This is a genomic window from Leptospira gomenensis (assembly GCF_004770155.1).
In the GTDB taxonomy this organism is placed as follows: Bacteria; Spirochaetota; Leptospiria; order Leptospirales; family Leptospiraceae; genus Leptospira; species Leptospira gomenensis.
Genome location: NZ_RQFA01000004.1, coordinates 23,446 through 46,851, shown reverse-complemented (window position 1 = coordinate 46,851; position 23,406 = coordinate 23,446). Strand labels below are relative to the sequence as shown.

At 47.8% G+C, this 23,406-nt stretch carries 17 protein-coding genes and 1 pseudogene; 10 read left to right on the top strand and 8 right to left on the bottom strand.

Features of this window, described 5'->3' with window-relative positions:
• The first annotated feature begins 611 nt into the window (after window positions 1–611).
• From EHQ17_RS00200 to EHQ17_RS00190, 3 genes are all read left to right on the top strand, one after another.
• Window positions 612–3,902, top strand: a complete 3,291-nt coding sequence (locus tag EHQ17_RS00200) for an efflux RND transporter permease subunit (protein WP_135590709.1) — start codon at window positions 612–614, stop codon at window positions 3,900–3,902.
• A 283-nt stretch (window positions 3,903–4,185) separates the two neighbouring features.
• Window positions 4,186–5,760, top strand: a complete 1,575-nt coding sequence (locus tag EHQ17_RS00195) for an FAD-dependent thymidylate synthase (RefSeq protein ID WP_135590710.1) — start codon at window positions 4,186–4,188, stop codon at window positions 5,758–5,760.
• Between the two features lie 110 nt (window positions 5,761–5,870).
• Window positions 5,871–7,052 carry a M20 metallopeptidase family protein gene (locus EHQ17_RS00190; RefSeq protein ID WP_135590711.1) on the top strand — a complete coding sequence of 394 codons (1,182 nt, stop codon included), beginning with the start codon at window positions 5,871–5,873 and terminating at the stop codon, window positions 7,050–7,052.
• A 484-nt stretch (window positions 7,053–7,536) separates the two neighbouring features.
• Here EHQ17_RS00190 and EHQ17_RS00185 read toward each other — a convergent pair.
• The 4 genes and pseudogenes from EHQ17_RS00185 to EHQ17_RS00170 form a co-directional block, all read right to left on the bottom strand.
• Window positions 7,537–9,678 (bottom strand): annotated as a pseudogene (locus EHQ17_RS00185) (SpoIIE family protein phosphatase); the annotation flags it as partial.
• A gap of 254 nt (window positions 9,679–9,932) precedes the next feature.
• On the bottom strand, window positions 9,933–11,222 hold the full coding sequence (locus EHQ17_RS00180) for an aminopeptidase P N-terminal domain-containing protein (protein ID WP_135590713.1): 1,290 nt from the start codon (window positions 11,220–11,222) through the stop codon (window positions 9,933–9,935).
• Window positions 11,219–12,250: a lipopolysaccharide heptosyltransferase II gene (waaF, locus tag EHQ17_RS00175; protein ID WP_135590714.1), complete on the bottom strand. Its 1,032-nt coding sequence runs from the start codon at window positions 12,248–12,250 to the stop codon at window positions 11,219–11,221. The genes EHQ17_RS00180 and waaF overlap by 4 nt, the downstream gene beginning before the upstream one ends.
• 13 nt (window positions 12,251–12,263) lie before the next feature.
• The gene (locus tag EHQ17_RS00170) at window positions 12,264–13,382 is read right to left on the bottom strand and encodes a thiolase family protein (RefSeq protein WP_135590715.1); all 1,119 of its coding nucleotides are present in this window, start codon (window positions 13,380–13,382) and stop codon (window positions 12,264–12,266) included.
• Window positions 13,383–13,529: 147 nt separating this feature from the next.
• Here EHQ17_RS00170 and bfr point away from each other — a divergent pair, with 147 nt between their 5' ends.
• The 4 genes from bfr (at window position 13,530) to EHQ17_RS00150 (ending at window position 16,997) form a co-directional block, all read left to right on the top strand.
• On the top strand, window positions 13,530–13,997 hold the full coding sequence (gene bfr / locus EHQ17_RS00165; RefSeq protein WP_135590716.1) for a bacterioferritin: 468 nt from the start codon (window positions 13,530–13,532) through the stop codon (window positions 13,995–13,997).
• 170 nt (window positions 13,998–14,167) lie between these two features.
• Complete coding sequence (locus EHQ17_RS00160) at window positions 14,168–15,247, top strand: THUMP domain-containing class I SAM-dependent RNA methyltransferase (protein WP_425460662.1); 1,080 nt, start codon at window positions 14,168–14,170, stop codon at window positions 15,245–15,247.
• Between the two features lie 15 nt (window positions 15,248–15,262).
• Window positions 15,263–16,378 carry an acetylglutamate kinase gene (locus EHQ17_RS00155; protein ID WP_135590718.1) on the top strand — a complete coding sequence of 372 codons (1,116 nt, stop codon included), beginning with the start codon at window positions 15,263–15,265 and terminating at the stop codon, window positions 16,376–16,378.
• A gap of 274 nt (window positions 16,379–16,652) precedes the next feature.
• Entirely contained in the window at window positions 16,653–16,997 is a 345-nt protein-coding gene (locus tag EHQ17_RS00150; protein ID WP_135590719.1) for a DCC1-like thiol-disulfide oxidoreductase family protein, read from the top strand.
• On the opposite strand, the gene EHQ17_RS00145 is transcribed toward EHQ17_RS00150, so the two are convergent.
• From EHQ17_RS00145 to EHQ17_RS00135, 3 genes are read right to left on the bottom strand one after another with little or no spacing between them, the layout of a single operon-like run.
• On the bottom strand, window positions 16,971–17,669 hold the full coding sequence (locus tag EHQ17_RS00145) for an iron-containing redox enzyme family protein (protein WP_135590720.1): 699 nt from the start codon (window positions 17,667–17,669) through the stop codon (window positions 16,971–16,973). The two genes, EHQ17_RS00150 and EHQ17_RS00145, sit on opposite strands and share 27 nt — an antisense overlap.
• A 5-nt stretch (window positions 17,670–17,674) precedes the next feature.
• Entirely contained in the window at window positions 17,675–18,739 is a 1,065-nt protein-coding gene (locus EHQ17_RS00140) for a D-alanine--D-alanine ligase family protein (protein WP_135590721.1), read from the bottom strand.
• Window positions 18,736–19,998, bottom strand: a complete 1,263-nt coding sequence (locus EHQ17_RS00135; RefSeq protein ID WP_135590722.1) for a KamA family radical SAM protein — start codon at window positions 19,996–19,998, stop codon at window positions 18,736–18,738. The genes EHQ17_RS00140 and EHQ17_RS00135 overlap by 4 nt, the downstream gene beginning before the upstream one ends.
• A 92-nt stretch (window positions 19,999–20,090) precedes the next feature.
• Here EHQ17_RS00135 and EHQ17_RS00130 point away from each other — a divergent pair, with 92 nt between their 5' ends.
• From EHQ17_RS00130 to EHQ17_RS00120, 3 genes are all read left to right on the top strand, one after another.
• Entirely contained in the window at window positions 20,091–20,765 is a 675-nt protein-coding gene (locus tag EHQ17_RS00130) for an HAD family hydrolase (protein ID WP_135590723.1), read from the top strand.
• Window positions 20,766–20,808: 43 nt separating this feature from the next.
• Window positions 20,809–21,639, top strand: a complete 831-nt coding sequence (locus tag EHQ17_RS00125; protein ID WP_135590724.1) for a GerMN domain-containing protein — start codon at window positions 20,809–20,811, stop codon at window positions 21,637–21,639.
• A 150-nt stretch (window positions 21,640–21,789) separates the two neighbouring features.
• Window positions 21,790–22,998, top strand: a complete 1,209-nt coding sequence (locus EHQ17_RS00120; protein WP_135590725.1) for a diguanylate cyclase — start codon at window positions 21,790–21,792, stop codon at window positions 22,996–22,998.
• 10 nt (window positions 22,999–23,008) lie between these two features.
• Here the strand turns inward: EHQ17_RS00120 and EHQ17_RS00115 are convergent, their stop codons facing one another.
• The gene (locus EHQ17_RS00115; protein WP_135590726.1) at window positions 23,009–23,365 is read right to left on the bottom strand and encodes an LIC11299 family lipoprotein; all 357 of its coding nucleotides are present in this window, start codon (window positions 23,363–23,365) and stop codon (window positions 23,009–23,011) included.
• Window positions 23,366–23,406: the final 41 nt, after the last annotated feature.

Below are 23,406 nucleotides of genomic sequence, written 5' to 3'. Positions count from 1 at the left end.
TCGCCATAACAGGAAATGGTAAACGCTCCAAATCTTTTTCCCGATTCCCAAAACCCCGTTCTTCTCAAATTCAAGAATCCGCATACCTATCGGAAACGGATCGATTTCCTTCGGTGCGAAATCGATCCAATACGTTTCGAGTTCGCGTAAGACCGATGGAAGGGAAAAAATTTCTTCGAAGCACGGAGTCGATTGGTCCGTCTCGAACCGATTCAGTTTTTTTCTCTTTTACTTCGTTCTTTCCCGATCCTGGAAATAATAAATTTACAATTATGATTCCTTACTTCCCTCGCGTATTCGATTCTATTCATTTTTTCGCATATTGATTACGAACGAAGCGTATCGCCCGCGAAAACGCACGCAACGGTCGCCCAACCATCCGGGTAGTTTTACCCGATTCGTCGCAGGTCAACGGATCGATTTCCTTCCGTGTGAAATCGATTCAAAACGTTTCGAATCCGCATGAGACCGACGAAAGGGAAAAAAGGTTCTCCCTTTCGATTTCGTTTCGGAGAACGAGAGCGTCGCGAATTCTTGTAAAAAAACCTTTCAACTCGAGGCTAAATCGTCTTTCTTGTCCATAGAGTCCTTTTTTTGAGATCCACAACAACATGATCGATAAACTGATCCGAGCTTCCATAAAAAACAGAGCCTTGGTGTTGGTGCTCACCGCGATGGTGACCCTGGTCGGGATATACAACGCCTTTCATCTTTCCATCGATGCGATTCCGGACGTGACCAACGTTCAGGTTTCAGCCGTCACCGCGTCTCCCGGGCTTTCCCCTCTTGAGGTAGAACAGTTCATAACGTATCCGATCGAGATGGAATTCACCGGTCTTCCGAACGTGACAGAAATCCGTTCCATTTCCAGAACGGGAGTTAGTTCCGTTACAGTCATCTTTAAGGACGGAACGGACATTTATTTCGCGAGACAACTCGTCAACGAACGTCTGAAACAGACGGAAGGAATCATTCCCCCCGGTTACGGAAGACCGGAACTTTCTCCGATAGCCACCGGTCTCGGCGACATTTACGAATTCGTTCTCACCTCCGATCGACATTCTCCGGAGGAACTCAGAACGTTTATGGACTGGGAATTGTCTCGCGAAATCAAATCCACCGAAGGCGTCATCGACGTGAACATCATCGGAGGTCAGGTGCGCCAATACCAAGTGAAGATCGATCCGAGAAGACTCGCGGTCCACAACCTAACTCTATCACAAATTTATGATAAACTAGAAGCGGCCAACCAGAATACGGGAGGCGGTTATATCTCCAAAAACGCGGAACAAATCGTCATTCGTGGCGAAAGCCAATACAAATCCATCGAGGATCTGAAAAACACCGCCGTCACCACAGCGGGCGACGGAATCCCGCTTTTGCTCGGACAGATCGCAGAGGTAGAGATCGGTCCCGCACTCCGTTTCGGTCTGATTACAAAGGACGCAAAAGGTGAAGTCGTCGGCGCCACGGCGATGATGTTGATGGGTCAGAATTCCCTGGAAGTCGTAAAACGCGTAAAAACGAAGATCGAAGAAGTCCGAGGAAAACTTCCTCCGGGGATGCGGATCGAAACGTTTTACGATCGATCCGAGTTCATCGGGAGAACGTTGAGTACGATCTTCACCAATCTCGCGGAAGCCGCTGCGTTAGTCGTCATCGTTTTGATCGTCGCGTTAGGCACCGTCAAAGGGGCGTTGCTCGTGGCTCTGGCGATTCCGATTCCCATGCTCGTCGCGACGATTTTTATGAACGCGTTCGGGATCGTGGGTAATCTGATGTCTCTCGGAGCTCTCGACTTCGGTCTGTTAGTCGATGGAACCATCGTCATGCTGGAATCGATATTACACGCGTTCATTCTCAAACGTTCCTTTTACGAAATGCAGAACAAACTCGAAGACAGGGAGCTCGCGGCGGAGGAAATCATCACCGATGCGTGCGTTCGTGTGGGTCGGGCGGCCGCGTTTTCGGTCGCGATCATTATGCTCGTTTATCTTCCTTTGATGAGTTTGGAAGGAGTGGAAGGAAGGATGTTCAAACCGATGGCGATCACGGTCGCTCTCGCTCTCGGTGCGGCCCTTTTATTTTCTCTTACCACGTTTCCGGCGGCGGCGACGATTCTTTTTAAGAACCCGGTGTTCCATCACAGCAAATACTGGGACGTGATCACTGAAAAATACAAACTCCTTCTCGATTTCGGGATGGCGCGTAAAAAACAATTCTCGTATGCAGGAATCGGAGTCGTCGTCTTTGCGTTGTTACTCGGTTCTACCTTGGGCTCCGAATTCCTTCCTCGAATCGACGAAGGCGAAATCGCCGTGGACATTAAACGTCTTCCTTCCACCTCGATCAATTATTCAAGGGACATCAACATGGACATGGAATCCGTGCTCAAAAAATTTCCGGAAGTGATCAGTGTGGTTTCGAGGATGGGTCGGGGAGAATCCGCCGCTGAGCCGGTCGGTACGGACGAAGGCGAAGCGATGGTCAAACTCAAACCGCGTAAGGAATGGGTCAGTGCGAGCGATCGCGAGGAATTGATGACCAAGATGAAGGATGAAATCCTAAAATACGTTCCGTCGAGTACGATCAGTTTGTCGCAGCCGATCGAAAACAGGGTGAACGCGCTTTTGTCCGGTTCGAAAGCGGACGTGGTGATCAAAATTTACGGAGACGATCTGGTTAAACTGAAGGACGTCGCCGCACAGTTTGCGGATAAGCTCAAAGGTGTTCCGGGTGTGGCGGATTTGCGGGTCCAAAGAGTATTAGGACTTCCTTTAGTGGAAATCAAAGTCGATCGGGAAAGTATGGCGCGTTACGGCGTGCAGGCGGAGGAGATTCTCGCGACCGTGGAAGCGTTGCGTCTCGGAAGACAGACGGGCAAGGTGTTCGAAGGTTTCAAACGATTCGATTTAGTGGTTCGATTGAAAATAGATGCGACGGATTTGGAACAAGTGGAAAACATTCCCGTGTTCACTTCCTCGGGTTCCACCGTTCCCCTGGGGCAGGTGGCGGAGATTCGTCTGGTAGAAGGTCCTGCGGCCATTTACCGGGAATCTTTGAAACGTAGAATCATGGTGGAAACCAACATACGTGGTCGGGATCTAGTTGGTTTCGTCAACGAAGCGCAAAAAGCCACGGCCGATATCGAAAAGAATCTTCCTTCCGGTTATAGAACCGATTGGGGAGGTCAGTTCGAAAACTTTACGCGTGCGAAGGAACGTTTGGCGATGGTCGTTCCGATCGCTCTTGCGATCATCTTCTTTATGCTTATGGCTGCGTTCGGAAACATCTACTACGCGTTAGGCGTCTTTATCGTGGTTCCTTTGGCCGTTTCGGGCGGCATCATCGGTCTTGTGTTACGCGGACTTCCTTTCAGTATTCCTGCGGGGGTCGGATTCATCGCCGTAAGCGGCATCGCGGTTTTAAACGGAGTGGTCTACGCTTCCACTCTCAAAGAAGAATTGGAAAAAGGGGCTTCGATTGCGGATGCGGTTTATCTCGCCGGGATTCATTCTCTTAGACCTGTGATGACAACCGAGATTATCGCCGCGGTGGGTTTTATTCCGATGGCGATTTCCACGATGGCGGGGGCGGAAGTGCAGCGTCCTTTGGCTACGGTGGTGATCTTCGGTGTGATCGTAGCGACCGTGTTTTCGCGCGTCTTGCTACCGATCGTGATGGAATATCTTTTGAATCTGTATGAACACCAAGAGCAAAGGAGATCTGCGAAACGGAAACTTTTGGAAAAACAGGCCTTTGCGGATCAGGGTTTTTCGCGACGCAACGGAGAATGGATCGATCCTCATCAGGAACACGGGGAAACTCCCGAAATACTTTCGGAAGAAGAGCCGGCTTCGAAATCGAAAGCGGGGAAGCGTTCGAAAAAAAAGCGATCTTAAATTTGTCCGTGATACAAACTTGGCGGGAACTCACACACAACCCCGCTCTCACACGGAAATTTGTCCGTGATACAAACTTGTGTGGGAACTCACACACAACCCCGCTGTCACACGGAAATTTGTCCGTGATACAAACTTACGCGGGAACTCACACACAACCCCACTGTCACACGGAAATTTCTCCGTCCAAACCGCACAGGAGCGACATAAAAAAGAGTTTTCCCTAAGATTTCCCTCCTCAGGATGATCCTACCGGGAGCCTAAGTCCGGTCCGGAGATTCCGATGTTAGCCCAAAAACCGATCGTTTCGCTTCTCGACCACAGCAAGGATCCGTTCAACCTTGCAATCGCCACCGCAAGAACCTGTTATTCCTCGAAAGGAATTCTCCTACCTGCGGATATGGTCGCTTCCGAAAAATCCATCGAAATCCGAGATCGTGTCGCCAAATCCACCAAAAAAGCGGGACATCTCACGACAAGACAACATCCGCAATTCATCTTTACCTTGGATAAAGTTTCCCGACAATTCGTATGGTCCTTCCTCCACTCCCATCCATTTTATAACTCGGAACAAGTATCTCAGCGATACGTAGAAGTCAAAAAAGAGAACTACTACGTCCCCCCGAGCCTCGACGGTAAACTGCTACAACTTTATCTCGACGCAGTGGAATTCGCAAACCAGGCTTATTACGAATTTACGGAAGTCCTACATCGATACATTCAGGAAGAATACTTTCAAATTTACAAGGCCCGCGCCAATTATCCCGACAAATGGCAGGCCCCAATCAAAAAGAAATGTCTCGAAGTCGCGCGTTATCTGCTACCGTTGGGGACCTACACCTATCTCTATCACTCCGTCAACGGGCTTACCCTACATCGATACTATCGACTGATGAATTCCTTCGACGTTCCGGAAGAACAAAAGGCAGTCGTTACCGAGATGGTAGCGCAAGTGCGCGCCGTAGATCCGTTGTATGCTGGCGAAATGGACGATCCGGTTCCTCTCGAAGAGACGACCGAATATCGTTTTTTCGAATCGGCATTCGGATCCGGCAAACGGGAATTTCATCCGGAAACGGCCGCCTCATTCACGCGGGAATTCGACGAAACGCTCGGCGAAAAATATTCAAAACTCGTCTCGTATTCCGTAAACGGACCGGCAATCCTGGCGCAGTCCGTGCGCTCCGTATTAGGAATACCTAAATCTTCTTTAAACGACGTCGATGCGATCGATCTCGTACTCAACCCGGCAAAAAATAGACATCTAACTTCCACGCTCAACGAAAGTTCCATGAGTCCGATCACTCGCGCATTGTTCAACGTTCAGTATTCCTTTCAAAAAAGAATTTCCCATACCGCGGACAGCCAGGATCAAAGGCACAGAATGGTTCCGGGTTCGAGACCGGTCCTCATGTCACAATACGCAGGAACGCCGGATTACGTCACTCCGCTCGTGGTCCGAAAATATCCGGAACTACTGGAAAAATACAATCATTATCATTCTATAATATTCGAAAAATTGAATCATTTTCTGGAATCGGGAGGTTCGGCGGAACACGGTACGTATCTCCTCCCGAACAGTTTTCCGATCCGATTCTACGAAAGCGGGGACCTACTCAATCTTCATCATAAATGGAGATCCAGAACCTGCTACAACGCGCAAGAAGAGATTTTTCAGGCTTCCGTGGAAGAACTCACGGACGTGACGAAAATTCATCCTGAAATCGCCCGTTGGATCAAAGCCCCCTGCTGGATCCGTCTGCAAGGAGAAGTGAAACCCTATTGCCCCGAAGGAGATCATTATTGCGGAACCCAGGTATGGAAACGGGAATTGTCCGAATATTCCCGGATCATTTGACGAAAACGACGTTCCTCCCGAAATTCCGCGGAGCGAGTAACACGAAAGGCGAAACGAAATCGAAAGTTCTTTCCGAAAACAGAATCTTAACGTAAAATGGACGACGAAGTATGAAACTCACAGTGAATTCCGATCGAACCCAAGAACTCATCCGTTACAGAAGGCTGATCCATAAACATCCCGAACTTCGTTACGAAGAAAACAAAACCGCCGCGTTGGTAACGGACCATCTAAAAAAACTCGGAATAAACTTTCAGGACAAGATCGCGGAAACCGGAGTGGTAGCCCTAATCGATTCTGGTAAACCGGGAAAGACGCTTCTCGTGCGCGCCGATATGGACGCGCTACCGATCTTCGAGGAATCTACCGCCGAATACAAATCGGTGCACGACGGCGTTATGCACGCTTGCGGACACGACGCGCACACTTCCATTCTCATGGGACTCGCGACCGAAATCAAGGAAGACATCCGTTCCATTCTTCCCAAGGGAAAAGTTTTGCTCGTATTCCAACCTGCGGAGGAAGGAGGCCAAGGCGCGGATCGAATGATCGAACAAGGAATATTAGAAAAATATAATGTCGATGCGGCGATCGCACTTCACGTGTGGAATCATATCCCCGTCGGAAAGGTGGGCGTAGTGGACGGACCGATGATGGCCGCCGTCGATGAATTCACGATCCGTATCTCCGGAGTTTCAGGACACGGAGCCATGCCGCAACACACCGTGGATCCGATCGTAACGGGCGCGCATATCGTCACCGCGCTTCAGACGATCGTATCCAGAAATACGGATCCACTCGATTCTTGCGTCGTTACCGTAGGAAGTTTTCATTCGGGAAACGCGTTCAACGTTATACCGGAAACCGCGGAGCTCAAAGGAACGGTTCGCACGTATTCGAAAAGGATGTTCGAAGAAGTTCCCGAACGGTTAAGACGCGTAGTAGAAGGAGTTGCCGACGCCTTCGGAGCCGAGGTCGGAATCCACTACGAACGCACCAACCGTCCAACGATCAACGAACCTTATATGGCGGATATAGTCCGCAAAGCCTCCGTCAACATACTGGGTCAAGGTTCCGTCACCGAAGAGAACACGAAGTCAATGGGAGGTGAGGATTTTTCCGCCTTTCTGATGAAGGTGCCAGGTTGTTATTTTTTCGTGGGGTCCGGCAACGAAACCAAGGGATTGATCCATCCGCATCATAGTTCTAAATTCGATATAGACGAGGATTCCTTATCGATCGGACTTTCCGTACTCAAGGAAGCCGTCCGTCTCTATCTCGAAGAAAATTAACGACCGCTCAACCGAACGAATTTTTCAACTGAAGAGCCTTCGGATTTTCCGGATCGAGAACCAAGGCCTTTCCCAAAAAATCCCGCGCCCGTTCGAAACGTTCCAAAATCCGATAGATGTCCGCAAGATTGATGAGATTCTTTAGATAGGACGGATCTAAGGAGAACGACCGTTCTCCGAATTCCGCTGCCGTCTCATAGGACTTCAGCATTTTATGGCAAAGGGAAACGTAATATACGAATTCCGCGGAATTAGCGTAAAGGCCGGAAAGTTTTTCCCAATAAGTTAAAGATTTTGAATATTCTTTTTCCTTTAAATAAAATTTTCCGAAGGTCGCCAAAACGGACTCGTTCTTCGGATTCAGCGCCAAAGCGTATTCGAGCGATTTTAAACCCTCCTCCACTTTTTTGTCGCGTAAAAGTTCCTTTCCGCTGATAAGCGCGTCCCGGAACGAATCCGAGACCGTTTTCTCCGAAACGATGCCGGCTTCAGATTCGGAAGCTCCCGGATCGTATGTTATTTTTAAAAGGGTGAAATCGTCCACCAAGGATCCGAACTTTAGAATTCGATCATATACTTCGCAAAGATCTCCCGCACCTTCTTCCACACGTTTTAGGAATTGGTTTTGATCCTCGTTGATGATCCGATTCTCCTCGTTTCCGATGAGGATATCGTCCCTTCCGTCCGAACCGATCACGATCGCGTCTCCGGGAAACATACGGAACGTTTTGATCGTTAGGTGTTGTTCGTTTTCGGGAATTCCGATTTTCCGAAGGGTCAGCTCGTCTTCGATATAAGAGGCGACTCCGTCCCGATAGAGCACCGTCCAAGGATGTTCCGCGTTGATGTAATACAATAGACCCGAGGATTCCTCGACCAGGCCTAAAACGATAGAAATATACATGGACCCGTCGAAGGATTCGAAAATTTTCTGAAGTTCCAAAAACGCTTCGGACAACCACTGCTCCGGGGATTTGTTCTTTTGGGTCGCGATTCCTGAACGGGTGAGAATGGTGTTGAAGACCGTTCCCATTACGAGCGCTCCTCCCGCACCCTGGATGGATTTTCCCATCGCGTCTCCGTTTACAAAGACCACATAACGTTTATTACGAAGTTCTATGTTTCCCGAAATCAGAATATCCCCTCCTATCTCGTAGGTTTTTCCCTTGAATTCGAAAGACTTTTTCTGCTTCGTATAAAATTCGGTCCTGACGACTCGGCTGACGTTCTTGTTCGAGGAAAGCGGATTGATCAACAAAGAGGTCAGAAAATAATCCGCATCCTGTTGAACCTTAAGTCGATTGACTTGTTCGAGGGATTGTTTTAACTCTTCGGTCCTTTGTTCGACCTTACGTTCCAAATCCTCGTTCAACTCCTCCACCTCTTCGTTCAAACGAACGAACTTATTCGCCAGAATGGTCGCGATGCTGAGGATAAAAAATAAAAACGCATAACCGACCACTCTCGGAAATACGATGATGTTTCTGGCGCCGAGCGTATCCAAAACCGCAGCGATCACGATGACCAGGACGCCTCCGAGAATCAAAAGAGCGTCCCTATCTTTGGCGACCATCCTTCTGACGAGATAATACGCGATCAAACCTACGTAAAGAAACCAACCGTATTGAACCGCGTGTTTGTTTAGCATATTATAATGGATCACGTTGTTCGAAACGAAATAAAAGAGAGTGAAACAAAGATACGCGCCGTCGAGAACGTTCGAAAATAAATTCCTCTTAAATTTAAAATAGGACCTGATAAAAGCCGCGAAAATCGGAATCAAAACGGTCAGAATGATATATTCCAACTTTTTCATATAGATGAATTCGATACCCAGATCGTATTTGACCTGATTCCTCAGGAATAGGTAGACCACCAAAAGAACAGTGAACAAACCGTAGTATAAATTCTCTTTGTCCGTCCGTCTTCGAACGTATAAAAAAAGGAAATAACCTCCGACGGTAAGATAGATCATCAAAAAGAGAAGTTTTACGTATTCCGCGCGCAATAGGTCCTTTTGAATCAGGGAGGAATCCCCGATTTCGGTGCGATCCTGTTCGATTCCGACTTCTTTACGGAAGAATTTTTTGACTTCGACTAGGATGAGATTCTCCCGTCCCTTGCGTATCAGGCCAGGAGGAATCGTATATATTCTGATTTTATCATATGCTTGGGGAAACTCGGAGTTCCTGTCACCCGTGGCGCCGATCAGTTTTCCGTTCAGATACGTTCGATCCTTATCGTTGATGATTCCCAATCGGATCGAAATCGAGGATGCGTTCCAGTCTTTGGGTGCGACGAACTTTTTAAGTAGATAGACGGTTTCGATCGATAGGTCTGGCAGCTGAAACGCTCCCGGAGCTTTGTAAGGTTCCCAGCGGACCTCCGGCAATGGAGCGCCTTCCAGATACGATCTTGAAAAAGAAACCGGATCCAAAGACTGCGTCGTAATTTCCCACGTGTGTTCCGTACCGGAATCCAAACTCGTGATCTCGTCCAAGGAATCGATCGTTTGAATCGGATGAGAGTATAAAACCGTCGAGGAAAATAAAACGAAGATCGCGAGCGCACATCGGGTCGGGCTCGAAACGAAAAAAGCGGCGGTGGAAAAAAGACGTCGAAGTATTGGCGGATTTTGATGCGCGGATCCGCAACTTCCCCGACCTACGGAAAGATCGTCCTGCAAGAAAAGAAACATACAAGCTACACTTCCTCACGAAATCGGAAACAATACAACTAACGTTTGATTTGGAGTTTATACAAGAAAAAAAACGAGGGACTTTCGAAACCGAGGCCCCGTTTTATAAAAAGAAAATCCGTTCGTTTTATACGAACTACGTTTATAATAAGATCATAAACATCGAATCAATTCCACTTCGCTTAACGTTTTCTCGCCTCTATATCTTCGATTTCCTTCGGAATCTCGCGGGTAAGATTGACCGGGGTATTCCCTTGGACGAGAACGTCGTCTTCGATACGGATTCCGATTCCTCGAAACCGTTCCGGAATGGAAAGATCCTCCGGGTCGAAATACAAACCCGGCTCGATCGTGATCACCTGTCCGTTTTCCAATTTTTTGGAGGCGCCGTCCTGATAATAATGTCCCACGTCGTGGACGTCCATTCCCAAATAGTGGCTCGTCCTGTGCATATAATATTTTTTGAATATTCCTTGTTCAATGACCGAATCCGGAGAACCCTGCAAAAGACCGAGATCGATCAATCCCTCGCAAAGCGTCCGAACCGCGCCGTTATGGACCGCGATAAATTCCGTCCCCTCACGGGCGTTTTCGATCGCCTCTTTTTGCGCCTTCAAAACGATTTCGTAGACGGCTTTCTGTTCCGACGTGAATTTTTTTCCCGCGGGGAAATTTCTCGTAACGTCGGCGGTGTAATATCCTTTTTCCGCGCCGCTGTCCACGAGAACGAGATCGCCTTCCGCCAGCTTACAGTTGTTAGATGTATAATGAAGAACGGTCGCGTTCTTTCCCGATGCGACGATGTGACCGTATCCGCCTCCCCAGGCTCCGTGTTTCAGATATTCCGATTCTAAGATCGCCTCGAGTTCGTATTCAAACATGCCCGGCTTCGATTCGCGGATGATTCGTTCGTGACCGAGCGCGGTGATTCGCGCCGATTCACGCAGAGCGTCTATCTCTTCGGATGATTTGAACATTCTCATGCGGTGTAAAAATTCGGGGGTTTCGATCCGTTTCGGCCCGAACTTTCCCTCCCGCGCCCTTTGGTTGAGTGAATAAATCCATTCGATCAACTTCGTATCTCGAGCCGGATTCCTTCCGAAAAAATGAAACAACGTATGTTGGTTGAGCAAGAGAAAGTCCAACTTAGACTCCCAGTCGTTCAAGTCGAAGGTTTCATCGAGACCCAAAAGATCCTTCGCTTTTTCTTTTCCGACGCGAATCCCCGTCCAAATCTCCTTCTCCTTGTCTTTGGGAAGAAGAAACGCGGCTTTATAAGAATTTTTTAATATTAGAATTCCGTCCGCTTCGTCCAAACCGGTAAGATAAAAATAATCGGAATCCTGACGGAATTTATAATCCACGTCCCGATTCCTGATCGTATGCGAGGCCGCGAAAACGAACAACACCTCGCCGTCCTGAAGACGTTTTTGCGCTTCAGCGATCCTTCGTTTATGAATTTCGTAATTCATGAATGTTTACCCTTTTCTAATTTGACTGCGTAATCGAACAAACGGTCCGGATCCTGTTCCTTCATACAACGGAAATGTCCCTCCGGACAAATCCTTCCGCCGTGGATTCCGCAGGGCCTACAACGTAAACCTTCGATTTCCGAAACGATCGATCGATCCGCCAAAGGTGTGTAACCGAAATCGGGAATCGTGGCTCCAAAGACGGCTAACGTGGGTACGTTGAACGCGGACGCGAAGTGGATCGGAGACGAGTCGTTGCTCACCATCAGCGAAGCCTTGGAAACCAAAAACGAAAGTTCGGTAAGATTGGTTTTTCCCGCCAGGTTGATTCCGAAACCTTCCCCGACCTCTTCGCATAACTTCGTATCCGCTTTGGATCCGATGAGTACGATTTTTTTTCCGAGTTCGGAAAAGAGACGTTTTCCCAAAGTCCGAAACTTATCCGCGGGCATACGTTTCGTTTCCCACACGGAACTGGGCGCGAGAAGGATAAAATTCCCGGTTTCCAAACCGTGTTCCTTCATCAGAACGCGCACTCTAAAAACGGATTCTTCCCTCCAGAAAAGTTCGGGGCGCTTCGACAAGGAAGAGAATCCGCTTTCGTCGTACAACAGAGAAAATAATTTTTCCACCTCGTGTTTGCCGCGCAACGGACGTTCGATTCGTTTCGTAAGCAGAAAGGAAAAACCCGCGGAACGATAACCGATCCTCTCCTTCGCGCCGCTCGCAAAACCGATCAAGGTGGAACGGAACGAAAAATGCGGTAGAAGACACAGATCGTATTTTTCCTTACGAAGATCCGACAGAAAGGAAATAAATTTCCAAAACGATTTTTTGAATTCCCGTTTATCCAGAGGAATCAAACGATCGATATGAGGATTGGCTTCGAGTACACCTTCGGTTCCTTTGTTGACTAACACGGTCAGATGCGAGTTCGGATATTTCCGTTTCACTTCGCGGAAAAAAGCGGTCGTAAGGATCAGATCCCCCAAAAACGCGGTTTGAATCAGAAGTATTTTTTCGTTCACTGTGTATCCGTTTTTATTCTTTGCCGAGAATCGTCGCGAAGTTGTTCACGCCGAGACCTCCGATGGAAAGCGCGAGTCCGTTTCGGAATCGATCCTGCTTGAACATCCAAGTCTGCAATTCCGCGATTTGAGCCAAGCCGGAAACTCCCACCGGATGTCCTCTCGTTTTGAGACCACCCGAAGCGTTGACGGGAAGTTGTCCTTCCGGATGGGTTTTGCCCTCTTTCACATAACGTAGAGCCTTTCCTCTGGGAAACAAACCCGCGTCCTCGGCGCAGATCAATTCGAACGGAGTAAACGCGTCGTGCAGTTCAGCGATAGAAATTTCTTCCGGTTTGATACCGGCTTCCGCATACGCCGTTTGAAACGCGTTCACGCTCGAAGCGAAACTCAATTCGCCCGGAGCGGAGGATAAATTTACGATTCCGTGTCCGATCCCGCGCACAGAAAGTTCCCTTTCCGCGCCCGTTTTCTCCGAAGTCAAAAGAGCCGCGGCACAACCGTCCGAAAGCGGGGAAATATCGTAAAGACAAAGCGGACTCGTGAACATAGGAGAATTAAAATATTCTTCTTCCGTAATATTCTTTCTGATATGTGCGTTTTCGTTTTTCAGACCGTTATCGTGGAGTTTTTTGGAAAGCGCGAACAGATCTTTCCTGTCGTATCCGTATTCGTGCAGATAACGTGTCGCGATCATTCCTCCGCCTTGTGCCATAGACATGGAGAATCCGCGTTGTCTTTCGGAAAGAACGCTTCCCAACAAAAGGTTGTTCTCCTCCCGTTCCAAACGGCTCATAACTTCGGTAGCGATCACGATTCCCCTTTGAAACGCGCCGGAACGCAAAAGATAAACCGCGGTGTGAAACGCACTCGCACCGCTCGAGGAGGCGGTTTCCGTACGGATCGTAAAAAGATTCTTAAGTCCCAGACTTTCCTTGATACGCGCCGGAAGAAAAATTTCTCCCGTATATTTTTCCGGAGCCATCGCCGCGAAAACGAGAAACTGAGGTTCAAACTCAGGATTTCTACGCAACAACTGAAAAGCGGTTCGATAAGAAAGAGAATGATAATCAAGTTCAGTCTTTCCGAACTTACTCAACTGAGAGTCCTTTAAAAAAATCGAAGAAGACATTGGCGTCTATGTTTTCGAATTTTGTGAGATTGAAAATCAAAAAAAACCTCTTCTCGTTCTCTCGGAAACTTTTCTCCTTCGTTTTCAAACTATCCTTGCAAATTTAAGAATGATTTTTATACTGAATGTCTTAAGAGGGAAATAAAGATGAAAGGAAACAAAGAAGTACTCGATATTTTAGGCGAAGTTCTCGCCGCCGAACTTACCGCAATCAATCAATATTTTATCCACGCGAAGATGAACAAAAATTGGGGTTTCAAAAAACTGGCGGAGTTTATGAAACACGAATCCATAGACGAGATGAAACACGCGGACGAGGTCATCGATCGTATCCTATATCTGGACGGCGCTCCGGACCTACAACGTTATATGAAGATCAACGTAGGAAAAAATATAGAAGAGATTTTGAAAGTGGATTTGGAACTCGAATACGCCGCCGTGGAACGTTTCAACCGAGGCATCGCGATCGCAGTCAAAAACAACGACAACGGTACGAGAGAATTGTTCGAAAAGATTCTGGTTTCCGAAGAGGAGCACATCGATTGGATCGAGGCGCAACAGGAGATCATCCGTCAAATCGGCGTTGAAAATTATCTGGCGCAACAAATCGAGTGAACGACAAAAAGATCGCTCCGAAAAAATCACTTCGTTTTAAAACGGGAAAACCGTCGGAAAAAAACTTCGATACGAAACGGAACCGGGAGGAAAAACCGAAACCTCCCCGCAACGATTGGGATTTTTCCAAACCGGATTCTTTCGAATACCACGCGTCTTGTCCGGACGGTTTGTCCGGACTTCTCCGAGAGGAAATTTCGGAATTCGGCCTCAAGATTCTTTCCGAAAATCGGGGAGGAATTTTTTTCCAAGGATCTTCCAAGGAGCTACGGGAATTCATTCTCAGTACGGGAATCGCTTCCGGGATCAGCCTTTCCTTAAAGTATTGGAGAGTGGAAAGCCCGGAGGATCTCTACGAACAGGCGCTTCGTTTCCCGTTCGAATCCATCCTCGACTCCGAACATTCGATTCGTATCGACTCCGCTACGAAAGACTCGCTCAAGGATTCGCGTTATGCGACCTACAAACTCAAGGACGCGATTTTCGATCGTTTTCGATCCAAGGGAAAGGAACCGCCTCGGGTTTCCCGGGACGAACCGGATTTTCTGTTTTATCTCAGATCGCATTCCGATCACGCAAAACTTTCCTTAGGGTTAAACACCCGTCCCTTACAACAAAGAGGGCACGGAAGAATCGGAGGCGAGGCCCCGATGCGTGAGATTTTGGCCGCCGCTCTGGTGCGTTACTCCGGCTGGAACGTAAAATCGACGTTATACGATCCCTTCTGCGGCTCGGGAACGATCGCGATCGAAGCCGCCTTAAAGCTGTTATACGGCGGTTATACGAATTTCCGAAGCCTGAGTTCCTCTCTTCCCTTTCGAAAATTGTTCGGCGAACCTATCTTACGCGAGAAGAATCCGGTTCCTTCCCGTACGACGATATTCGCCTCGGACAACGACGTAAAAACTTTGGAACTGGCAAAGTTAAACGCGAAAAACGCGGGCGTGGATCATTTGATAGAATTTTTCCTATCGGATGTTGCGACTTCCGAAAACGAAAAGGGAATCCGTAACGGATATTTGGTGACCAATCCTCCGTACGGAGTTCGATTGGGAACCAAGGAAGAAGCGAAGGAAACATATTCCTCTTGGGGAAAAAAATTAAAGGATCATTTCCCGGACAACGTATTGGCGATCGTATGCGGCGACCCTTCCCTACTCGGATTTCTGAAATTGAAAAAAGACAAGGAACAATCCTTAACGATAGGGAAGCTGAAAGGAAAATTGGTTGCCTACACCTTGGGCAAATAATCCAATCGAATCGGAATGAAACACCAGGAAATTCTCCTTAAACTTTTAGAAGTAACAGAGAACACAAAGGATTCGTTTCAATTTCTTAAACTCTTCCGCTCCCTTGAACCGGAAAAATTCGCCGTCATCTACGCCGATTCGGGTACTCTTATGGAATCGGCGGAGGCGCTTTTATACAACCTCAAACTTTTGCACAGATTGGAATTGTATCCGGTCGTGGTTTTGGATAAGGACGGAATTTCCTACACCAATCTATTTTACAGAAACCACTCCAAGGAAGAATCCGAAACGACGCTGCCGGGAAAACTTTTCCGGAATTTCGGAAATTTATCCGGCTCCGTAGCGTCCGCGTTAGCCGAAAAAAAACTTCCCGTTTTCGTCGCGGAGGAAAAAGGGGACCTTCTTTTTTCCTTTCTCACGAAACTTAGCACCGAACTACATTCAAAAAAATTGATATATTTGAATCCGAAAGGAGGAATCTACTCCCAAGGCGAAAAGATCTCCATCTACGACGTCGATTCCGAACTGGTCCCGGATTCGACCGACCGATCCTTGTTATATTCTTGTTTAGAACTTTATAAAAATGTAAAGGATAAGGATTTCGGAATCGCGATCACCTCCGCTTCTTCCCTTTTAAAGGAACTTTTCACGATCAAGGGAAGCGGAACGCTCATTCGGAAAAAAAACAGGATCGATTTTATTGAGGATCAAAATTCGGTTTCCCGGGATAAGATGACACAACTCATCGAACGGGCTTTTCAAAGATCCTTAAACCCGGGATTCTGGGATCAGAAATTCTCCGGTATTCTTCTGGAATCCGAATACAAGGGTTGCGCATTGGTGAAGGAAACGGAGTTCGGTTTTTTTCTTTCCAAATTTGCCGTGGACGAGATCGCGCGAGGAGAAGGCGTGGGAAGGGATATCTGGGATCGTATGATGGAACGTTTTCCGGTTCTTTTTTGGAGGGCGAGAAAGGAGAATTCGATCTCGAAGTGGTATATGAAGGTCTGCGACGGAATGCAGAAGGAAGGTATTTGGATTTTTTTTTGGATCGGGGTCAAGGAAGAGAATATTCAAAAAATCTGTTATTTCCTCAAAAATCTCCCGCAGGATCTATCGAGTGTGGAGTAGGAATTAGGATCCAATTAGGGTTGTCGGCCCGGATTCTCTCCCGGTGGAACGGAGATCTCCGATCGAAATCCGGCCGATTGTAGTTGTTCCTACGTCCGATACGGTAAATTTGCGCTTTACAGGAAACGGCAAATGTGATAGGGGAAATTGACGGGAGGTTTTCCCGCCACCTCTCCTCCTCCACCCAATTCAGGGTGGGGCGCCCGCGTTTCACGGAAGGACGGACGTAGTTACTACAAAACGAACTATATTCAAAAAAGGAAATATTCGAAATATGAACACGCTCGTTTTTTTATACGATGGGAACTGCCTTTTCTGCACAAGACTCGCCGCAAAACTTCAAACGTTGAATCGGAACCCGTCGATCCGATTCCGATCGTTTAGAGATTTCTCCGAAAAGGAACTCAAAGAAATTCATCCCGCTTTAAATTTCGAAGTGGCCCAAGGAAACGTGCAAATGATCGCGGAAGGTCGAAGATACCCGGGCTTTTTTGCGGTCCGAAAACTCAGCCATTCCCTCAAAGGATATCGCTGGATTGCCCCGCTTCTTTATCTTCCCCTTATTCCGATCCTCGGAATTTTGGCGATGTCCCTACTCAAGTCTCTGAAAAGCCGTTAAACCATCGTAAAACACGAGCCTCGCGTCCAAAGCCAAACGATTCCCTTCGCGAACCCTATCCTTCTTGTCTTCCGTGTCGGCCGCTGATTCGATAAGACGAAAAAGTTTTTCGGAATGCGATTCGTCGGCGGCCAAATTAACCTGAAAGAATTTCCCCTCGGGCAAAGGAACCCTTTTTCTGAGATCGGAGTAAGACATAAACATTCTTGAATATTCTAATTTTAGCAAGTATTCGTTCGCGGGCCCCAAGGCTCCCAACGCGGAATAAAAATCCCGTTTCGTAATGGACTGCATCAAATCGAGATATGCCTTCGTTTCCGGGAGAATATCGCCGGGCCCGACCGTTTCCCCCATTTCGGAAAGGAATTTACCGAGAATGGAAACGTGGGAATCCTCCTCCTTACCTTCTCCCAACTCCTCCCAGATATTGGATACCAAAACGATCTTCGCCTCGAGGGAATCGGCGATCGACGCGGTATTTAGAAACCAATTTACGAAGTCCACGCTTACGAAATATTCCTGACGAAGCCATAACAAAAGATCCGCCCGTTCCATCCGCTTTTCCTTTTCCTCCAACCAACGATTGGCTTTCAGAACGGAATGGTTTAGAACGGAAGTTTCCAGATCGGCGCGGAAAGAAAGGGAAGTTCGGGAAAAATTGATAAACGACATGAACTTTATTTTGGGAAAAGGATCGAGGATCGTTTCCGTCTCGAATACAAAAACCGGGCGCCCGTAAATTCCGAACGTGCGATCCGTATCATTTCTTGGAACAATGTTTTTTCGTCCCCCAGACTCTGACGATAACAAATCGGAAACGTTGAATAAAACGGCGATAACCCGGGCGTAAGATTGATCTCCAGAAAAAAAGGTTCTCCCGCGTCGTCGCACTTCCAATCGAGGCGGGCCGGACCGGACGAACCCAACTCCTCGCAAAGAACAACGCTTCGTTCCTTAAGAAAGGTTTCCAACGAAGAGGGACAATCGAAAACCAAAGTTTCCGGCATGATCGATTTGGATTTCGTTTTTTCTCCGTAGACCTCTTCGATTTTCCTTTCCTCCCGCAAAACGACCCGACCCGCGTTCGAAACGCGATATCCACCTCGAGAGGATCCCATTACGGAAATCGTATATTCCGTTCCACTTAAGTATCGCTCCGAAAGAAGGGGAAAATACTCCTCCGGTAACGAATCGATCCGCAAATCGAACTCGAGTCTCGAACGAACAATACTTCCTTCTCCGATTCCTAAACTCGAGCCCTCCCCGTTCGGTTTTAAAAAACGGGGGAACTCACGATCCTCCGGAAACGGAAAATCGGAACGGTTTCGGATCAACGACGCGTCGGCCACCGGAATTCCTACGGAAGCCGCGATCATCCGAGTCAGATTTTTATCCAGAGAAACGTTCTGCGCGTACGCATCCGAGCCGGTATGGGGAAAACCGAACATCTCGGCAACGGCCGGCAATAGCGCCTCCCGATTTCTGGAACGGAAGCCCTCCATCAAATGGAACAACACGGGTTTAGAAACTTCCGGAAGTCCGGAATATAAATTCAATTTTTCTAATAGATCTTCCGGAGTTTCAGATAATACGGCACGTTCTCCGATGTCGTCTAACGTTTTTAGGATCGAATCCGCGGAACGTCCGGATTCCCATTCCTGCTTATACGACTCCGGAAAGTCGCCTTCGAACTCGTGTAGGTCCGCGTAAACGATTACGCTCGGAGATTCCCTTTGGTTCATTCCAATTTTCCGCGAACCCCGTAACAGCTCGAACGGATTCCTTCCCAGGTTTCGGAAGAAATTTCAGGATAACTTTCCTCGAACGTAGAATCCTGAGGTTCGGAACTAACGTGATACGTACCTCGTAACGCGGAACGGAACACGTGCAGACGTTCCGGTTTATAATAACCCAAATACCAGTCGGGCCCGAGAGTGATCTTTCCCCCTCCGCCGGGAAGATCGTTGACGAAGGAAGGAATCCCCATACCCGCGATTTTGCCGCGCATATAATCCACGATTTCTATTCCCTTGGCCAGAGGCGTTCGAAAACCCCTCGATCCCGGAATCAGTTCCGGGTCGTACATGTAATACGCGCGCACCCGCATCTCCAACAGTTTTTTATGAAGTTCTAACATAGTTTCCCCGGAATCGTTCACACCTTTCAAAAGAACGCATTGGTTTCCCACGCTGACCCCCGCCTTCAAAAGACGCAAAATCGCCTCTTTAGCCTCAGGAGTACACTCCTTTGCGTGATTGAACTGAGTGTTGCAGAAAATGGAAAGTCTGTCGGTGTTATGCGATTCCAAAATCCCGCACAATTCCTTCGTGATTCGAAACGGAAGCGTGACCGGATTACGCGTACCCAAACGGCAGATGCGCACGTGTTCGATCGATTCTAAGTTTTCCAGAATCCGATCGATTTTCGTGTCGTTTAGATTGAGCGGATCGCCTCCGGACAAAACGACGTCCCGGATTTCCGGATGACTCCGGATATATTCGAAACAAAGCTCCAGATCTTCGGAAGTCATCCTCTCCTTGGAATCGGATACTTTTCTTCCGCGCATACAATGTCTGCAATAAACGGAACATTCATGATTCGTAAACAATAGAACACGATCCGGATACATATGAGTCAACCCGCGAACCGGAGAAAGACGTTCTTCGTGGAGAGGATCCGCGGATTCCTCCGGAGAAAAAACGGATTCGGATTCACGCGGAACGATCATCCTTCGGATCGGGCAATTCGGATCGTTCGGATCGGATAAGGAAAGATAATACGGCGTAGCCGACACGTTCAGTCGAATCGTATCCCGGATCCCGATCCGTTCGCTTTCGGTGAGGCGAAAATAACGATCGAGTTCGATTCCCTTGACGCGGTTTTGGAGCTGGGCTTTCGGATCCGTCCACTCGAACGAGGAGAACAATTCGTTCCGATTCCGATCAATATCCGAGACGAAGGACGGATCGGTGGAATCGATTTCAAAATCCGCGGGTTTCATGACTTCCTCCTATTTTTCCTCGCTTCGAGGAAAATCAAGCAAAGGGAAAAAGAAAATGCCAAAAGGATCGGATTTCAAAAACTGTCCTGGAAATGACAGGATTTTCCGGCGATTCCCTACAGGCACTCGCGTTCGACGTGGACGGAACCCTGTTTTCCTCCGAAGAAATCATCTTAGAAGTGTATAAGGACGCGATCGAACACTTCTCCCGGACTTCCGGAATTCCCATCGAACTTCCTTCCCGGGAACGGATCATGCTCGAAATCGGCAAACCGGTCAAAACGATCTTTCTCAATCTGCTTCCGCAACTCGAGGAATCGCAACGGGATTCGATTTCGGATTCCGTACTTCGTTTTCTCTGTCAGAGAATCCGCTCCGGAGAGGGGGAATTTTATCCCAAAGTAAAGGAGACGATCGAATCCTTGGCCAAAAAAGGATTTCGGATTCTCGCGGCTTCCAACGGAAGAAGGCCCTATGTGGAAACCATTTTGGACGTCGCTGGAGTGCTTCCTTTGTTTGATCCGATCCTGGTTTTGGACAACGACCGAATCAAAACCAAGGGAGGGATTTTGAAAGAGTACGTAAAACTCTACGGTCTGGAACCGGAAAAAATCCTGATGATCGGAGATCGGCTTTCCGACTACGAGGCGGCCCGACAAAACGGTTGTCCCTTTGCCTTTTGCGCCTATGGACACGCCCCTTCCGGGGAAATTCCCGACTTCGAGTTGGAACTAAAAAAGCTGGAAGATCTGACCTCTTTCCTCTGATTTTTGCCTCCACGGAATCCGTTTCTCTTCCGAAATTAAGAATGTGCCGGATCCGGAAAAAAGAAAAAACCTCATCTTCGTTTTAACGGGGATCGTATTTACGTTAGTGCTCTTAGACAAAAGTACCGGATCCGGATTTTCGTTTTCTGGCACCGGATTTACCGGTTTTAGAAATATCGGGAAAATGGATCCGCAATCTCCTTCCTCTGCGAGAGGGAATCTCAATCACAAAGAACTGATGGATCAGGCCGAGGACGAAATTCTCGGAGAACTGATGCAAAACGGGGACGTAGAGACGACTTCCGATTCCTCTTCCCACCTCGACGAGGATGGGAACGAGGACGGTTTGGTTCCGGTGATGGATCCGATTTCCTCTGCGTCGGAAACTTCCGAAACACATTCCTCCGGAGTGGAAACCCCCATTCCCGCACAAAAAGGGGAACTGTCTTTGTATTTCCTAAAATTCTACGGTAAGGGAAACAAAAGTCATTCCAGATTGGTAAAGGTTCTCCGTCTTTCCCAAGGCGGGGATCGGGTTCGTTTGGTCTTGAATTCCCTGATCGCCGGGCCGGTCGTTTCCGAAAAAGAAAAAGGGATTTTGAATTCGATCCCCTCCGGTTTCCACTACGATCCCGACTACAAAATCGAGGACGGGGTCCTAAAACTTTCGATCAACGGAGAATTGGAACGCGGAGCCGGGCCGGAAATTCTCAAAGACCGAATCGATCAATTGGTTTACAGCCTGATGGAAAATCTTCCGATTCGAGGAATCCAACTGAAAATCAACGGCAAAACCGTACGCTCCCTCGGAGGAGAAGGGTTACCTCTTCCCTCCCTCTTGACCAAAAACCCCAGAAAGATCGTCGTTTTTTAAACGAAGTGTTTTTGTCCGATTATCATTTTGCAATATCGAATTTTCGGTAATAATTTCGTATCTCAACCAGTCGAACAAATCCTGATTGTTTAAACTGAGCCATTTATAAAATGAGGAAGCGCGGTCGATATCCCGACTTGCTTTTTATCCATGAAAGGTCCGTTCGGAAAAAATCAAAAAGCCAAATTTTTGGCGCGCCGAGTTTTGTTCAATCCGTTCCCGGACGATTATCTTCGCATCTATCAACCGGAGATCCGTCGCGCCGCGGTGATCTATTTCGGTTTTTGTATCGGAATGAGCATTTTGTCTTCTCTGGTTCCGGACGGCGCCTCTCCTTTCGGCAAGGAAAATCGAATCCTAATGTATTCCCGGCTTTTGGTCGCGGTTTTGTCCTCGTTTTTTATTTTTCTATTAATGAAGCGGAACCGTTTTTTTCGGAAACGAATCGAGGAATTCAGTATCCTTTCCTCTGGAACGATCGTGTTTTCGATTCTGCCGTTCGTGTTTTTGGATTCGGGAAGAATGGAACTTTACTTTCATTTTTTCACCGCCTTGGTCGTAAGCGGAAACATACTTCTTTGGTTCACTGGAACTACGGTGATTTTTTTCAATTCCCTGTTTTACTTTTCCCTGGTTTTGTTCACCACGATCACGGGGCATTCCAAACTTCTGCAACACGACTTTGCGACGGTACTGATTTATCTGACCACGGGGATTTGCGGAAATCTTCTCATCAATTTTTGGAGGGTAATGGATCACCGCGCCAAAAAAAAACTACAACGCGCCGTCCACAAACTCCGGGACAAGAATATTCAAATCGAAAAGATCTCCAAGGTGGACGAGTTGACGAGATTGTACAACCGAAGATATCTCATCGAACAGTTCGAACTTTTTTTAAAACGCGCCCAGAGATACAAATTCTCTCTGGCGATGATCATTCTCGATATGGATTATCTCAAAGAAATCAACGACTCCTTCGGACATTTGGCGGGAGATCAGGCTTTGCGGATGATTTCGGATATTATGAAACGTAGGGTGCGTGCCACGGACGTTTGTTCCCGAATCGGCGGGGACGAATTCTGCATCCTTCTGGACGCGATCAAAGGGGAAGACCTGACCCAACTCTGCGAAAAACTCAGACAAGAAGTCGAAGAAAGGGAACTTTCCTACAAAACGAAAACCGGGGAATCGGTGAAAGTTACGGTTTCCATCGGAGCTTGTATTTTCGGTCCTGAAGGGGAATTCAGTTTCGACGACATCTACCATTCCATCGATTCCGCCTTGTATGAATCCAAGAAAAAAGGCAGGAACCGCGTTTCCTTTATAGAACCGGTTCGTTATTTTCCGAAAGAACGCTAAAACTCGGATTTTATTTTTTGGGAACGGGAAGTTCGTAGTGATACGTGATTTCGCAGTAAGCTCCGTTGTCCAGATACTTGGTGCCTTTGGCCTCGAGAAAGAATTGTCTGTTTTTCTGTTCCGGTTCCAGTTCTTCCAGTTTTCTTGCTGCTAATGTTTTCGCAGCGGTGCAGGAGGTATTCTGCATTTTAAACGTATCGTTTTCCTCGATCGATGCGGACGACGCTTGCGCGATGGCGACTAACTTGTATTTGTGAGGTCCCAGAGTTTCTACGGTCACACCGGTGTCCATCTGAATCCTATCCTTAACGTCTTGCGCGCACGAAAACAACAAACCCGAAACGAGAAATAAAATCCCTAACTTCATCCTGATTCTCCTAAAATCATTCGAATTCAACAAACGTCCAA